The sequence below is a fragment of the Streptomyces tatrensis genome, from assembly GCF_049310065.1.
Classification (GTDB): Bacteria; Actinomycetota; Actinomycetes; order Streptomycetales; family Streptomycetaceae; genus Streptomyces.
In genome coordinates, this window is sequence record NZ_JBMDLB010000007.1 from 2,309,818 (window position 1) to 2,324,619 (window position 14,802).

The 14,802-nt window shown below is 74.5% G+C and carries 7 protein-coding genes; 3 read left to right on the forward strand and 4 right to left on the reverse strand.

The window, feature by feature from the left end; genetic code table 11:
• Positions 1-29: 29 nt before the first annotated feature.
• Both ACODT5_RS13750 and ACODT5_RS13755 read right to left on the reverse strand, forming a co-directional pair.
• A complete protein-coding gene (locus ACODT5_RS13750) occupies positions 30-1,160 on the reverse strand; it encodes a LacI family DNA-binding transcriptional regulator (protein ID WP_422519445.1) in 1,131 nt (376 codons plus the stop codon).
• 8 nt (positions 1,161-1,168) lie between these two features.
• A complete protein-coding gene (locus tag ACODT5_RS13755) occupies positions 1,169-5,497 on the reverse strand; it encodes a glycoside hydrolase family 38 N-terminal domain-containing protein (protein ID WP_422519446.1) in 4,329 nt (1,442 codons plus the stop codon).
• A gap of 248 nt (positions 5,498-5,745) precedes the next feature.
• On the opposite strand from ACODT5_RS13755, the gene ACODT5_RS13760 reads away from it, so the two are divergent.
• The 3 genes from ACODT5_RS13760 (at position 5,746) to ACODT5_RS13770 (ending at position 12,471) form a co-directional block, all read left to right on the forward strand.
• Positions 5,746-7,086 (forward strand): glycoside hydrolase 5 family protein, encoded by a 1,341-nt coding sequence (locus tag ACODT5_RS13760; protein WP_422519447.1) that lies wholly within the window; start codon positions 5,746-5,748, stop codon positions 7,084-7,086.
• A 256-nt stretch (positions 7,087-7,342) separates the two neighbouring features.
• Positions 7,343-9,433 (forward strand): endo-beta-N-acetylglucosaminidase, encoded by a 2,091-nt coding sequence (locus ACODT5_RS13765; protein WP_422519652.1) that lies wholly within the window; start codon positions 7,343-7,345, stop codon positions 9,431-9,433.
• On the forward strand, positions 9,433-12,471 hold the full coding sequence (locus tag ACODT5_RS13770) for an alpha-mannosidase (RefSeq protein ID WP_422519448.1): 3,039 nt from the start codon (positions 9,433-9,435) through the stop codon (positions 12,469-12,471). Before ACODT5_RS13765 ends, ACODT5_RS13770 begins: the two co-directional genes overlap by 1 nt.
• A gap of 22 nt (positions 12,472-12,493) precedes the next feature.
• On the opposite strand, the gene ACODT5_RS13775 is transcribed toward ACODT5_RS13770, so the two are convergent.
• Positions 12,494-13,912 (reverse strand): sensor histidine kinase, encoded by a 1,419-nt coding sequence (locus ACODT5_RS13775; protein ID WP_422519449.1) that lies wholly within the window; start codon positions 13,910-13,912, stop codon positions 12,494-12,496.
• 12 nt (positions 13,913-13,924) lie between these two features.
• Positions 13,925-14,686 (reverse strand): response regulator transcription factor, encoded by a 762-nt coding sequence (locus ACODT5_RS13780; protein WP_422519450.1) that lies wholly within the window; start codon positions 14,684-14,686, stop codon positions 13,925-13,927.
• Positions 14,687-14,802: the final 116 nt, after the last annotated feature.

A 14,802-nucleotide genomic window follows, 5' to 3' on the forward strand; every position in this document is an offset into this window, starting at 1 on the left:
CACGGGGGCGCTCCAGGAAGGGGTCGGTTTCAGTATGCGGCCGGCGGCGGCGCCGTACTCTCGCGGGGCTCCAGCCTGGGCCGCTCGCTCTCGCGGGACCTCGGCGGACCCCCCGCGAGGAGGGCGAGGAGCTCCTCGGCGGCGAGGCGGCCGAAGCCCGCGGTATCGCGGACCAGGGCGGTGAGCCGGGGAAGGGTGACCCGGCAGAGCGCGGAGTCGTCCCAGGCGACGACGGAGAGCCCGCCCGGTACCGGGATGCCCAGCTCGGAGGCGACGGCCACGCCGGCCACCGCCATCACGTCGTTGTCGTAGACGATCGCGGTCGGCTGCTCCGGCCCCGGCTCGGCGAGCATCCGCCGGGTGGCCTGCGCCCCCTCGGCGTCCGAGTAGTCGGTGGTGACCGAGCGCACCTGTCCGGGGGCGAGGCCCAGCCGCTCGGCTTCGGCGCGCAGCGAGGCGATCCGGCGCTCGGTGTGGGCGAGTCCGGGCAGTCCCGCGACGTGCGCGATCCGGCGGTGGCCGAGCCCGTACAGGTGGTCGAGCACCTCCGCCATGGCGCCGGCGTCGTCGGCCCGGACAGCGGACAGGGCGGCGGGGGCGGCGGCAGCGGGGTGGAGAGAAGCGACGGCGGCGGCAGCGGGGTGGAGAGAAGCGGCGGCGGCAGCAGCGGGGTGGGGAGAAGCGGAGGCCGGTCCCGTCTCCCCCACCGTGACGGCCGGCAGGCCGAGCTGTGCGAGCAGGGCCGGGCGCGGGTCGTCGGTCCTGGGGTCCACGACGACGACCCCGTCGACGCGCCGCTCGGCCCACCAGCGGCGGTACACGGCGCATTCGGCGTCGAGGTCCTCGACCACCTGGAAGAGCAGGGCGATCCGGCCGGCGGCGAGGACCTCCTGGATGCCGGAGACCAGCTGGAGGAAGAAGGACTCGACGCCGAGGGTGTGCGCGGGCCGGGCGAGGACCAGGCCGACGGCGCCGGACTGTTCGCCGGAGAGGGCGCGGGCGGCGCTGTTGGGCTGCCAGCCGAGCTCCTCTGCAACCTGCCGGATGCGGGCGCGGGTGTCCTGGGAGACCCCGGGCCGGTTGTTGAGCGCGAAGGAGACGGCGCTCTCCGACACCCCGGCCTGGCGGGCGATGTCCTTGATGGTGGGTCTGCGGGCCATGGCCTGTCTCATCCCTCGCTGACGTGGACGGCAATGGCCGGACCGTACGCGATCCTGCCCTGGCAGACCGCCTTGACCACGATCCAGTACTCCCCGGCGGGGGTGCCCAGCGGGGGCCGTACCTCGAACACGGCCTCGGCCTCGCCGTCCGGCGGGACCTCGACGGGCAAGGCGGCGGGGGCCGTCATCTCCCAGGTGCCGAACGGGGAGACGGCGTACGCCTGCCCCGTCAGGGCGGTGCGGACGCCGGTGGAGCCGATCCTCGCCCGTACGGGGGCCCGTCCGCCGGGGGCGACGGTGACGGCGGGCTCCGGCGCGGCCACCCACAGCCCGGTCGGCGCCCCGGCCGGGGCGCCCGGGACCGTGACGGTGAGTACGTCCTCGAAGGTGCCCGCCGGGGTGGTGGCGAGGATCCGGACCAGGTGGTCGCCGGGTTCCGCGTCGGCGGCGGGCTCCACGGCGAGCGGGAGGCGGACGTGCCCGCCGGGCGGGAGCTCGGGGCGCTGCCGGGTCCAGGAGGTGGTCCAGCCCTCCGGGGCCCGGACCTCCAGCCCGACCGGGCCGCCGGCCGCCGGCCCGTGGGCGGCGAGGGTGACCGTGACCGCGGCGGGGATCCCGTCACACGTCACGGTGTACGGGGCGTCGCCGAGCGGAGCCGTCCCGGTGTTGTGCAGCCAGTACCGGCTGAACACCGGCTGGTGCGGCTCCCGTTCGCCCCGGCGCAGCGGCATGCCGGATTCCGTGAGCAGCAGGAGCGTGGTCGTCGCGGCGCCCTGGACCTGCCCCTCGAAGAAGCCGGTGGGGCGGTCCAGCAGATCGGCCTCGGCGGCCGGATCCGTGGGCCACAGGGTCTCCGCCATCACCGGGCGGCCGTGCGTCTCGCGCAGCCGGACGGCCAGGTCGCGCCGGTCGGGGCCGTCGCCCCGGTCTCCGGATCCCCCGGCCCGCTTCACCGTCTCGATCAGCACCCGGTCGGCCGGCTCCACGCCGAGCAGCGAGCGGGCCGGCGGCCGGGGGCCCGCGCCGGGGGCGGCCGTGACGGCGGTGAGCGGCTTGTTGAACTCCCGTCCGCGGCGCACCAGGTCCACCGCCCGCCAGTCCCCGGAGCCCGCGACCAGCGCGTGCTCGAAGACGTGGGTCCAGTGCTGGAGCTGGAAGGAGCTGCCGTCGGGCGCGGTGCGCCGGGGAGGGTCCATCCACTCGCCGCTCGGGCGGCCGGTGCAGGAGCGCATCAGGGTGCTGTGCAGCCGCCCGGCGGTGTCGACGGCGAAGCTGGGCGTGCCGCGCACCAGGATCCCGACGGTGCGGCCGGCGTACGGCTCCTCGTGCGGGTACGCCGTCTCGTGCGCGCCCGCTGCGTCCGCCGGAGCCGGGGCCGGGGCCTTGCTCTCCGGAGCCTCGGCTTCGATGCGGCCCGACGCGGCGGCGGCCCGGGCGAGCTGCTCCGGGGGCCCGGCGTGGATCAGGACCGGCAGGTCCCGCAGGCCCGTCAGGTCGCAGCCGGGGCTCCAGAGCGAGCGGAGCCCCGCTCGGGCCGCTACCCAGACCTGCCCGTGTTCCCGTAGGGCTTCTCGCAGGGCCTTCTCGTGGGCGGGACCGGCCGATTCCAGCAGGGCCGCGGCGAAGGGGTTCTCCTCGGGGCCGCCGAGTGCGATGCGGAAGTCGGGCAGGCTACTGTCCACCGCCAGGTCGCCCCAGCGCGGCCCGGCCGCCCGGGTCGGGGTCGCGGTGACCCCGTGCCGGCCGAGGGCGGTGACCAGCTCGCGCAGTCCCGGCGCCCCGTACTGACCATGCAGCCCCGCGTCCGGGAGGACGATCTCCGCCGCGCCCAGGGCCCGGCCGCCCGGACCGGTCATCGGCGCCGACAGGGCGAACCAGTTCAGGCAGGGGCTGTCCAGGGTCCAGGGGGCCCGCGTGTGGTCGGCCCCGGTGTCCGCCTCGGGGAAGGCGAACCCGCGCCCCACCGCGGAGGCGGCCGTCTCGGCGACCGGCAGCGCCCCGGGCACGTCGGCCGGGATCCGCAGCCGCAGCAACTGGTCGGAGCCCTCGAAGGCGTGGACCGTCGTGGTGAGTTCCGCCCGGTCCAGGCCGTCCCACAGGGTGGTGGTCCGGGTCCAGCGGACGGGCCCGGTCCGCCCGGTGGCCACGATGCGCGCACCGAGCGGCCCGCGCTCCGTGCGGCAGGACTCGGCGGGCCCGGCGCCCGAACCGGTCCCCGGGCCCTTGGGCAGCAGGTGCCAGGGGCCCTCTTCGAAGTAGGGGTGCTTGTCGTACTCCTCCTGGACGACGAGCTCGTCCACCTCGCCGGGGGTGAGGACCTCCTGCCCGGTGCGCCGGTCCAGCAGCCGGGCGAGGCCGCCGCCGCGCGCGGGATCGGCCTCGGCGCGCAGGAACTCGTTCTGGACGGCGTGCCCCGGGGCCGGCTCCCAGCCTCCGGAGAGGGGCAGTTCCGAGGTGGCGAGCCACCAGGTGCGGTGGCCGAGCGAGGGGACGTCCACGGCGAGGAAGGCCAGTTCGGCCGCTCCGTCGGCGACGGCCTCGACGTGCACGGACGCTGCGCGGCCCGCGTCGTCCAGGACGGTGATCAGGCCTGCGTCGCGGTCGTCGGCGAGGCCGAGCGCCGCCAGCTCGACGCGGGTGCGGACCAGGTCGGTACGGGTCCACGAGACCGGGTTGTGCACGGTGACGGCGAGCGGTCCGGGGCCGCGGGTGTCGGCCGCGGCGGTGAGCGCGGCGAGCGCCTCCTCCCGTACTCCGGCAGCCAGTTCGTGTGCCTCGCGCCAGGTGGGGAGGAGGTCGAGGTACACCTGGTCGGAGAAGGTCCCGGTGACGGCGTCGTGGTGTGCGGCGTGCAGGAGGTGGCGCCAGGCCTTGGAGAGGGTCTGCTCGGGGTAGGAGGTCAGGCCTTCGGCGCAGGCCAGGGCGGCGAAGGTCTCGGCCTGCTCGAGGAGGTTCTCGGCGGCCCGGTGCGCCTGTTTCACGTCGGCGTAGGTGACGTCCTTGCCGGTGTAGACCGGGCCCATCTCCCGGGTGACCGGGAGCGGTTGCTCGCCGCGCGCGGCGAGTTCGGCTCGGACGGCGTCGAAGTGGGCGCGCGGGCCGGTGTGTTCCATGCGGGGCCAGCAGTAGCGGCGGTTCCAGGCGTGCTGTACGTCCAGGCCCCAGCGGTGCGGCCAGGAGAAGTCGGTGCCCATCGGGATCAGGACGTTCTTCGTCGCGGCGGCGGTGCGCAGCAGCTCGTACAGGTCCAGCAGCTGTTCGGCCGCGGCCTCGGCGTCCGGCGCCTGGTGGGAGAACCAGCCGGCGGAGTAGTGCGCGGGCAGGTAGTGCAGGAGCAGCCCCTCACCGCCGGGGGCGATCCATTCGTACTCGGCGGGCAGCTGCATGGCGGCGGGCGCGCGCAGCTCGTCGCCCCAGGTGTCCATCATCGGGCCCCACTGGTGGTGGGGGCCGCGGGCGAGGACGGCGGAGTCGAGTCCGGCGCCGGCCATCAGGGCGGGGAAGGAGGGGTCGTGGCCGAAGACGTCGAGCTGCCAGGCGGTGCGCGGGTCGGCGCCGAGGGTGCCGCGGTGCAGGGCGAGGCCGTGGACGGCGGAGCGGATGGTGGTCTCGGCGGAGGTGAGGTTGGTGGAGGGCTCGTTGTAGGTGCCGCCGACGATCTCCACGCGGCCTTCGGCGATGAGCGCGCGCAGCTCGGCGCGTTCGGCGGGGCGGGTGTCCCAGTAGGGCTTGAGGTAGTCGACCTCGGAGAGCACGAAGCGGTACGCCGGGTCCTCGCGCGCCTGTTGGAGGTGGAGCGGGATCAGGGTGAAGGCCGGGACGCCGGTGTACTCCCAGCCGCGCTCGGGCTCGCCGGGCTTCGGCGGGGCGTCCCAGAGGGCGGTGTAGGCGGCCTGGGTGTTCCACCACATGGGGTCGTAGTGGAAGTGCGGGACGAGGCGGACGGTCCAGCCGGGCTCGGCGACGACGAGCTCGAAGGGGTGCTCGGCGAGCGGCCGCCCGTCGGGGGTGGTCACGCGGACGGCGGCGGGCAGGACGGTCCCGGGGGCGGCGCCGGGGCTGCGGACGGCGACCTCGACGGTGGACTCCGGGACGGGCCGGGGGCCGGACCCGGCCAGATCGGCGCGGGCGTCGGTGCCGGCGTAGGCCTCCGCGGTGTCGGCCCGCACGATGCGGGGGTGCGGGGTGGCGATGCCGTCGCCGTGCACCGCCACGTGCAGCGGGCCGGCCGGGCGGGCCCTGCGGATACGGACCCGGACGATCTGGGAGGGGCTCTCCGGCGGGCCGGCGAAGAGGGCCGGGGTGGTGACCGCCGTGACGGTAATTCCGCTGTCCATTTCCGCACACTTCCTTGCGTGACAACACCGATCATCAACAACTAAACCGCATTAGTTCACTTAGCTTCAAGCGGCTGGAACCCGCCTGTCAACGGGACTGAAGCGCATAAGTACCAGCGTCCCCGAGATCAGGACTTTCATCCCGCCAAGTCGGGACGTTCGGAGTTAAGCATCCTGTTGACTTATCCCCCGCGCAGGCGGCAGGTTGTGGGCATCCCGCGAATTCCCCATGAACTCCAGGACCCTTCATGCACGACGGCAACGCCGCCTCCGCACCCGCCCCTGCTCCCGCCTCCGCACACGCACCCGCACCCGCACCCGCCCGCGAACCCGCCCGCGCCCTGCGCTTCGGCGCCAACTACACGCCGACGCGCGGCTGGTTCCACCACTGGCTCGACTTCGACCTCGACGAGGTCAAGGCCGACCTCGACTCGATCGCCGGCCTCGGCCTGGACCACGTACGGGTCTTCCCCCTGTGGCCGGTGTTCCAGCCGAACCGGACGCTGATCCGGCCGCGCGCCGTCGAGCAGCTCGTCGCCCTCGCCGACGCGGCCGCCGACCGCGGGCTCGACGTCAACGTGGACGGCCTCCAGGGGCACCTGTCGAGCTTCGACTTCCTGCCCGCCTGGACCGGCACCTGGCACCGGCGCAACATCTTCAGCGATCCGCAGGTCGTCGCCGGGCAGGAGGAGTACCTGCGCACGCTGGCCGCCGCCCTCGCCGACCGGCCGAACTTCCTCGGCATGACGGTCGGCAACGAGATCAACCAGTTCTCCGACGATCCGCACCCCTCCCCCGACCGGATCACCCAGGAGCAGGCCGGCCGCTGGCTGGAGCGGATGCTCGCCGCCTGCGAGGCGGGCGCGCCGGGCCGCATGCACCTGCACGCCGAGTACGACGCCGCCTGGTACCAGGACGGCCACCCCTTCACGGTGGCCCAGGCGGCCCGGCTCGGCGCCGCGACCGCCGTGCACTCCTGGGTGTTCAACGGCACCGCCCAGCGCCACGGCCGGACCGGGACGGCCACCGAGCACCACGCCGCGTACCTGATCGAGCTCTCCAAGGCCTGGGCCCGCGATCCGCTCCGCCCGGTCTGGCTCCAGGAGGTGGGCGCGCCCGCGCCGCTGATCCAGCCCGAGCACGCGGCCTCCTTCACCGAGGCGACCGTGGCGAACGCCCTGGACTGCCCCGGTTTGTGGGGCGTGACCTGGTGGTGCTCGCACGACGTGTCCCGGGAGCTCGCGGACTTCCCCGAGCTGGAGTACGGGCTCGGGCTGCTCACCAACGACCGCCGGACCAAGCCCGCCGGCGAGGTGATCGCCCGGATCACCGGGGAGTGGCGGGGCCGCGAGCACCGCCCGGCGGTCCGCTCGACCGCGCTCGCCGTGGACGTCGGCGGCGCCGAGTCCGCGCCGAACCGCTCGGTGTGCGCCCCCGGCGGGGCCTTCTTCGAGGCCTGGGCCGCGCTCACCGCCCGGGGGGTCCGGCCCGCCGTGGTCCTGGCGGAGCTGGCCGTGGACGCGGAGCATCTGGCCGCCCGAGGCATCACCGAGGTACTGCACGTGTCCGACGTCCCCGCCCGGGCCTGACCCGGGCCCACCCGGGTCCGAGCGGGCCCGAGCGGGCGCCAGCCGGCCCGGGCCCCGGCCGGACCCGCCCCCGCCCGGCCGCACGGGCCCCACCCAGCCGCACGGCCCCCGCCCGGCCACGCGGCCCCCCACCCGGCCCCCACCCGTCCGCTACGGAGGAGAACCCCTCATGTCCGAGACCGACAACGGCGTCGACCCTCGCACCGCCCGCCTGCCCGGCCCCCGCCCCGCCTCCCTACGCCCCACCCGGCGCGGAATGCTGTTCGCCGGCGCGGGAGCCGGGGCCGCCGCCCTGCTCTGCACCACGGCCGGCCCGGCGGCGGCAGCCCCGGCGGACCCCGCCCGGGCCCCGGGCGCCGACCCCGCACCGGCCGGGTCGCCCGCAGACCTGTCCCCGTACGCCTCGTACTGGTTCCCGGACTCGCTGCCCACCGGGACCCCGGGCCCCGGGATCACCTGGCGCTCCCTCATGCGGTGGACACCGGAGTCCGACCCCGATCTGGCCTACAACACCGCGACCGTGCCGCTGGCGCCCCGCTTCACCCCGGTGCCGCCGAACACCACGGCCCGCGCGGGCCAGGCCCGCATCGCCTCGCTCGTCTCCTTCGGGAACACGGCCGGCAATCCGGCGCAGGGTTCCCCGACCGCCGACTACTACGCCCTCACGCACTGGGCGTACATCGACGAGCTCGTCTTCTGGGGAGGCTCCTCCGGCGAGGGCATCGTGCTCGCACCGAACGCGCCCGTCACCGACGCCGCGCACCGCAACGGCGTCCGGGTGATGGGCAACGTGTTCCTGCCGCCCGTGCCCTACGGCGGCGACCTCCAGTGGACCCGCGACCTGGTCCAGCGGGACTCCGTCGGCCGGTTCCCGGTCGCCGAGAAGCTGGTGGAGGTGGCGCGGGCGTACGGTTTCGACGGCTGGTTCGTCAACGCGGAGACCGAGGGCGGCGACAGCGAACTCGCCGCCCGGATGCGGCAGTTCCTGCGCGCCCTGCGCGCCGCCGGTGAACCGCACGGCCTCTCCATCACCTGGTACGACGCGATGAACTCCACCGGCCGGGTCGGCTGGCAGGGCGCGCTCAACGAGCTCAACCAGGAGTTCTACGAGGACCGCCGCGGCAAGGTCGCGGACACGATGTTCGTGGACTTCCGCTGGACCCCGGCCAAGCTCGCCGCCTCCGGCGACCTCGCCGACCGGCTCGGCCGCAGCCGCCACGAGCTGTGGGCGGCCGTGGACACGGAGTCGGGCGGCTGGAACTCGACGGTGGACTGGGACGCGATCGTCCCGCGCGGGAGCGACCACGTCGTCTCCTACGGCTTCTACCGGCCCGAGTGGACCCTGGGCCACCTCACCGACCGCTCCCCCGGCGCCTTCCACCGCGCCGACGACCGGTTCTGGACGGGCACGTCCCTGGACCCCGCCCACCCCTCCCCGGAGGACACCTGGCGGGCCCCCGCCACCGTCGTCGCCGACCGGTCCACGGTGACCGCGCTGCCCTTCGCCTGCTCCTTCAACACCGGTCACGGGGAGCGCTGGTACGAGGACGGCGAGCCCGTCTCGGACACCGGATGGAACCACCTCGGCCTCCAGGACCGGCTCCCGGGCCGCCGCTGGGCCGTGCACACCACCGGGACCCGCCCCGAGGTCACCCTCGACTTCGCCCGCGCCTGGCGCGGCGGCTCCAGCCTCCTCGTCACCGGTGAGCTCACGGCCCCGGCCGCCATCACCCTGCACGCCACCCGGCTGCCGCTGACCCGTTCCTGCGTCGCCGAGCTGGTGCACCGCACGGAGTCGGGCCCGGTGACGGTCGAGCTGGGCGTGGCCACGCGCGAGCCGTCCGGCCCGGGGCAGGAGGTCGCGTACACCTGGCTGAAGGCGGAGACGATCGGGACCGGGCAGGGGTGGCGCACGACCAGGGTCCGGCTCTCGGAGCTGGCGGGCCGCACCGCCCACGGCCTGGCCGTACGGATCACCCGACGCGGGAAGGAGCCGGTGCGCTGGCGGCTCGGGGCGGTGACGGTACGCGAGGCCGCCGCGCGGCCCCGCCCGGCGACTCCGGGCACCCCGGCCGTGTCCGCCTCGGCCCAGCAGTCCGGCAAGGCGGCCGTCCGACTGGCCTGGAAACGGGCAGCCGGGCCCGTCCGCCACTACGAGGTGTCCCGCCTCCTTCCGGACGGCACCCGCCGCTTCCTCGGCGGCACCTGTGGCACCGCCCTCTTCCTCCCGGCCGTCGAACGCGCCGGCCGGGAGCAGGCGGCCGTCTTCGAGATCCGGGCCGTCGACGAGCTGTACGCCGCCTCCGCGCCCGCCCGTACCACCCTGACCTGGACCGGAGCCCTCTGATGCATGACGACCGCGCAGTGCTGGAAGGCCGCCTCAAGCGGGTCCTCGACGAGCGGATCCGCCCGGCCGTGTACCCCCTGTCCGCACCGCTGACCATCGAGGCCTGGACCGCCCCGGGCCGCGAGCCGGTCCCGGTGGCCGAAGGCCTGGCGGCCCCGCACACCCCCGCCGCCGTCGGCGACGCCTGGGGCGCGCCCTGGGACACCACCTGGTTCAAGGTGACCGGGACGGTGCCCGCGGACTGGGCCGGCCGGGAGGTGGAGGCCGTCATCGACCTCGGCTTCGACGAGCGGATGCCCGGCTTCCAGTGCGAGGCGCTGGTGTACACCCCGGAGGGCTCCCCCCTGAAGGCGATCAACCCCCGCAACCAGTGGGTCCGGGTCGCCGAGGGCCCGGTGGCGGGCGGCGAACGGGTCGAGTGGCACCTGGAGGCCGCCTCCAACCCGGTGATCCTGGACGTCGAGCCGTTCAGGCCGACGGGCCTGGGCGACCGGCACACGGCCGGCGAGGAGCCGCAGTACCGCCTGACCCGGGTCGAGCTGGCCGTCTTCGACCGGACGGTGTGGGAGCTGGTCATCGACCTGGAGGTGCTCGGCGAGCTGATGGCCGAACTGCCCGTGGACGGGGCCCGGCGCTGGGAGCTGCTGCGCGCGGTCGGGCGCTGCCTGGACGCCCTGGACCTGCAGGCGGTGAACGCGACGGCGGGCGCCGCCCGCGCCGAGCTCACCGGGGTGCTGTCCGCGCCCGCCGATGCCTCCGCGCACCGGATCAGCGCGGTCGGGCACGCGCACATCGACTCGGCGTGGCTGTGGCCGCTGCGCGAGACGGTGCGCAAGGTGGCCCGTACGACCTCGAACATGACCTCGCTGCTGGAGGGCGAGCCCGAGTTCGTCTTCGCCATGTCGCAGGCCCAGCAGTACGCCTGGATCAAGGAGCACCGGCCGGAGGTGTACGCGAAGGTCAAGAAGGCGGTCGCGGAGGGCCGGTTCGTGCCGGCGGGCGGCATGTGGGTGGAGTCGGACACCAACATGCCGGGGTCGGAGGCGATGGCCCGGCAGTTCACGCACGGGAAGCGGTTCTTCCTCGAGGAGTTCGGGATCGAGAACGACGAGGCGTGGCTGCCGGACACCTTCGGCTTCGCCGCCGGGCTGCCGCAGATCATCAGGGCGGCCGGGTCCAAGCGGCTGCTGACGCAGAAGATCTCCTGGTCGCAGGTGAACAAGTTCCCGCACCACACCTTCCAGTGGGAGGGCATCGACGGGACCCGGATCTTCACGCACTTCCCGCCGGTCGACACCTACAACTGCTCGGTGGACGGCCGGGAGATCGCGAACGCGGCCCGCAACTTCAAGGACAAGGGCGCGGCCCGGCATTCGCTCGCGCCGACCGGCTGGGGCGACGGCGGCGGCGGCACCACCCGCGAGATGATCGCGAAGGCCCGCCGACTGCGGGACCTGGAGGGCTCCGCGCAGGTGGTGTGGGAGTCCCCGGCGGCCTTCTTCGACAAGGCGCAGGCCGAATACCCGGACCCGCCCGTGTGGGTCGGCGAGCTCTACCTGGAGCTGCACCGGGCCACGCTGACCAGCCAGGCCAAGACCAAGCAGGGCAACCGGCGCAGCGAGTCCCTGCTGCGCGAGGCGGAGCTGTGGGCGGCGACGGCGGCGGTCCGCGCCGGGTTCCCGTACCCGTACCGGGAGCTGGACCGGATCTGGAAGACGGTGCTGCTCCACCAGTTCCACGACATCCTGCCCGGGTCCTCCATCGCCTGGGTGCACCGGGAGGCGGAGGCCACGTACGCGGCGGTCGCCGAGGAGTTGACCGGGATCGTCGCCGCCGCCCAGCGGGCCCTGGCGGGCGACCCTGAGGGCGGCCGCGAGCTGGTCTTCAACGCCTCCCCGCACGCCCGTGCCGGGGTCCCGGCCGGGGGCAGTGCCCCGCTCGGCGTCCCGGTGGGGCAGGTCTCGGCCGGTCCGCGCGCCGGGGGCGGCTTCACGCTGGAGAACTCCCGCCTCCGGGTGGAGGTCGACGCGCGGGGCCTGGTCGTCTCCGCCTACGACCTGGTCGCCGGGCGGGAGTCGGTGGCCCCGGGACACGCCGCGAACCTGCTCCAGATCCACCCGGACTTCCCGAACATGTGGGACGCCTGGGACGTGGACTCCTTCTACCGGAACACGGTCACCGACCTCACGGAGGCCGACTCCGTCACCCTCACGGAGGATGCGGACGCGGCGACGGTGACGGTGACGCGCTCCTTCGGCTCCTCGCGGGTGGTGCAGCGCCTGACCCTGCGGGCGGGGCCGGGCCGGCTCGACGTCGACACCGAGGTGGACTGGCACGAGACCGAGAAGTTCCTGAAGGCGGCCTTCCCGCTGGACGTGCACGCCGACCGGTACGCCTCCGAGACCCAGTTCGGGCACCTCTACCGCCCCACCCACACCAACACCAGCTGGGAGGCAGCCAAGTTCGAGGCCTGCCACCACCGCTTCCTGCACGTCGCGGAGCCCGGCTGGGGCGCCGCGATCGTCAACGACTCCGTGTACGGGCACGACGTCACCCGTGACGTCCGCGCCGACGGCGGTACGACGACCACGGTCCGGCTGTCGCTGCTGCGGGCCCCGCGCTTCCCGGACCCGGAGACCGACCAGGGCGTGCACCGGTTCGGCTACGCGCTGGTGCCGGGCGCCTCGATCGGGGACGCGGTCCGCGAGGGCTTCGCGATCAACCTGCCCGAGCGCCGGCTGACCGGCACCCGGGAGACGGCCCCGCTGGTCCGCGTCGACAACGAGAAGGTGGCCGTCTCGGCGGTGAAGCTCGCCGACGACGGCAGCGGCGACCTGGTGGTCCGGCTGTACGAGACCACGGGCGGCCGGGCCGAGGCCGGGCTGACCCTGGACTTCGACCACACCGGCGTCCGCGCGACGGACCTGCTGGAGCGCCCGCTGACCGAAGCCCCCGCGCTGGTGGCGGCCTCGGGCGCGCTGGCCGAGGTACGGCTGGGTCCGTTCGAGCTGGTGACCCTGCGGTTCACTCGGCCCTGACGGTTCGCTCGGCCCTAACGCTTCAATCGGGCAGCGCGGTGGGATCGGTGCGCGGGACGGCGAGCGTCACGCGCAGCCCGTGCGGCGGGTTCTGCTCGTAGGAGAGGGACCCGCCGCCCGCGGCGAGCAGGATGCGCGAGATGGACAGGCCCAGCCCGGAGCCCTTGATGTTCTGGTGGCGTCCGCTGCGCCAGAACCGGTCCCCGATCCGCAGCAGCTCCTCCTCGGTGAGCCCGGGGCCCCGGTCGGCGACCACGACCAGCACCCGGTCGCCGTCCACGGAGAGCGCCACCTCAACGGCCTCACCCGACGGAGTGAACTTGAGGGCGTTGTCGATGACGGCGTCGAGCGCGCTGGAGAGCGCGATCGGGTCGGCCCAGCCGGTGGCGGCGCTGCGCCCCGTCCCGGTGAGCCGGACGCCCTTCTCCTCGGCGAACGGACGCCAGGCGGTCACCCGCTCGGCGGCCAGCCCCGCGATGTCCACCAGGCTGATCTCGGCGGCGGCGTGCTCGGCCAGGGCCAGGTCCAGCAGGTCGTCGAGGACCTGGGTCAGGCGCTTTCCCTCGGTCCGTACGGAGGCGATCTCCTCGTTGCCCTCGGGCAGTTCGAGGGCGAGCAGCTCGATCCGCAGGAGCAGTGCGGCGAGGGGGTTGCGCAGCTGGTGGGAGGCGTCGGCGACGAAGGCGCGCTGCTGTTCCAGCACCTCTTCGACGTTGTCGGCCATCTCGTTGAACGAGCGGGCCAGGCGCCTGAGTTCCGGGGGGCCGCCGCTCGCCGCGACACGGGAGTTCATCTGCCCGGTGGCGATTCCGTGGGCGGCGGCGTCCAGTGTCTGCACGGGCTTGAGCACCCAGCTGGTCAGCCGCAGCGCGGCGCCGAAGGCAACGAGCATGGCTGCGCTGAGCCCGGCGGCGATGAGCAGCCAGCCCCGCAGGATCCGGCCGCGCATCTCGTCGGTGGGCGACTCGGTGGCGACCACGGCGACCACGTCCCCGTCGAGGACGACGGGGGAAGCGACAAGGATCCTGCCGTTGGTCTGCCAGGGCCACACCTGGCCGGGATCGTGGCTACGCCGTCCGGCGAGCGCCTCCTCGAAGGCGCGACGGTCCTCTCCCTGATCCGGAACCACCCACCAGCTCGGAGACCGGGCGATGGCGTCGTCGTTCCGGCGGAACACGCCGACGCGGATCCCGTACAGCTCCTGGTAGCGGGCCAGTTCGTGTTGGAGGGTTTCGCGGCGCTCGTCTGCCCCGCTGGACTTCGAGCCCTCGGCGTCGATGACGAACTGGGCGAGCGCGGCGAAGCGGGCGCTGTCGTCGATCCGGTCGACGACCACCCGCTGCTGCTGCCCGGCCGCGAGGGCCACCGCGAGCGGGAAGCCGAGGGCGAGCAGGACGCCCGCCATCAGGACGACGAGCAGCGGGAGCAGACGGGCGCGCACGACGGGTGACCGCTAGACGGCGGGCGGGGCGGAGGCGGCGGGCGGGGCGGGGGCCGCCGGGGCGGGCGGTACGACGAGCCGGTACCCCACGCCGCGGACGGTCTCGATGAGCGCCGGCATGCGCAGCTTGGACCGCAGCGAGGCCACGTGCACCTCGAGGGTCCGGCCGGTGCCTTCCCAACTGGTGCGCCAGACCTCGCTGATGATCTGCTCGCGCCGGAAGACGACCCCGGGGCGCTGCGCGAGCAGGGCCAGCAGGTCGAACTCCTTGCGGGTGAGCGGTACGTCGGCGCCGTCCACGCTGACCCGGCGGGTGGCCAGCTCGATGCCGACGGTCCCGAGGTGGACCACGCCGGGCGTGCCCGCGGTACCGGCGGCGGCGCTCTCCTCGGAGGCGCCGGTACGGCGGGCCACCGCGTGGATGCGGGCGAGGAGTTCGCCGGTGTCGTAGGGCTTGGTGACGTAGTCGTCGGCGCCCATGTTGAGTCCGTGGATGCGGGAGCGCACGTCGGCCCGCGCGGTGACCATGATGACGGGGGTGCTGGTGCGCTTGCGGATCTTGCCGCACACCTCGTACCCGTCCTGGTCGGGCAGGCCGAGGTCGAGCAGGATCACCCCGTAGGGAGAGGCCTGGGGCGGCGCGCCGGCCGTCAGCAGGGCCTGCAGGGCCTCCTCACCGCTGCGGGCATGGGTGACCTTGAAGCCGTGCCGGGCGAGGATCGCGGACAGGGCGGCGGCGACGTGGTCGTCGTCCTCGACGAGCAGCAGTCTCATGTCGTCCCCCTCTCCATCTCTCGATCTCCTGGCGATCTCTTCGCGTCCGCTGGGCGATCTCTTCGTGTTCGCCTGGCGGACATCATGGGCCATCAAGCATCCACGCCGATACGCAC

Excerpts from the sequence above, each read along its gene's own strand:
- ACODT5_RS13750 (WP_422519445.1), bottom strand. The coding sequence starts at position 1,160 with ATGGCCCGCAGACCCACCATCAAGGACATCGCCCGCCAGGCCGGGGTG.
- ACODT5_RS13755 (WP_422519446.1), bottom strand. The coding sequence starts at position 5,497 with ATGGACAGCGGAATTACCGTCACGGCGGTCACCACCCCGGCCCTCTTC.
- ACODT5_RS13760 (WP_422519447.1), top strand. The coding sequence starts at position 5,746 with ATGCACGACGGCAACGCCGCCTCCGCACCCGCCCCTGCTCCCGCCTCC.
- ACODT5_RS13765 (WP_422519652.1), top strand. The coding sequence starts at position 7,343 with ATGCTGTTCGCCGGCGCGGGAGCCGGGGCCGCCGCCCTGCTCTGCACC.
- ACODT5_RS13770 (WP_422519448.1), top strand. The coding sequence starts at position 9,433 with ATGCATGACGACCGCGCAGTGCTGGAAGGCCGCCTCAAGCGGGTCCTC.
- ACODT5_RS13780 (WP_422519450.1), bottom strand. The coding sequence starts at position 14,686 with ATGAGACTGCTGCTCGTCGAGGACGACGACCACGTCGCCGCCGCCCTG.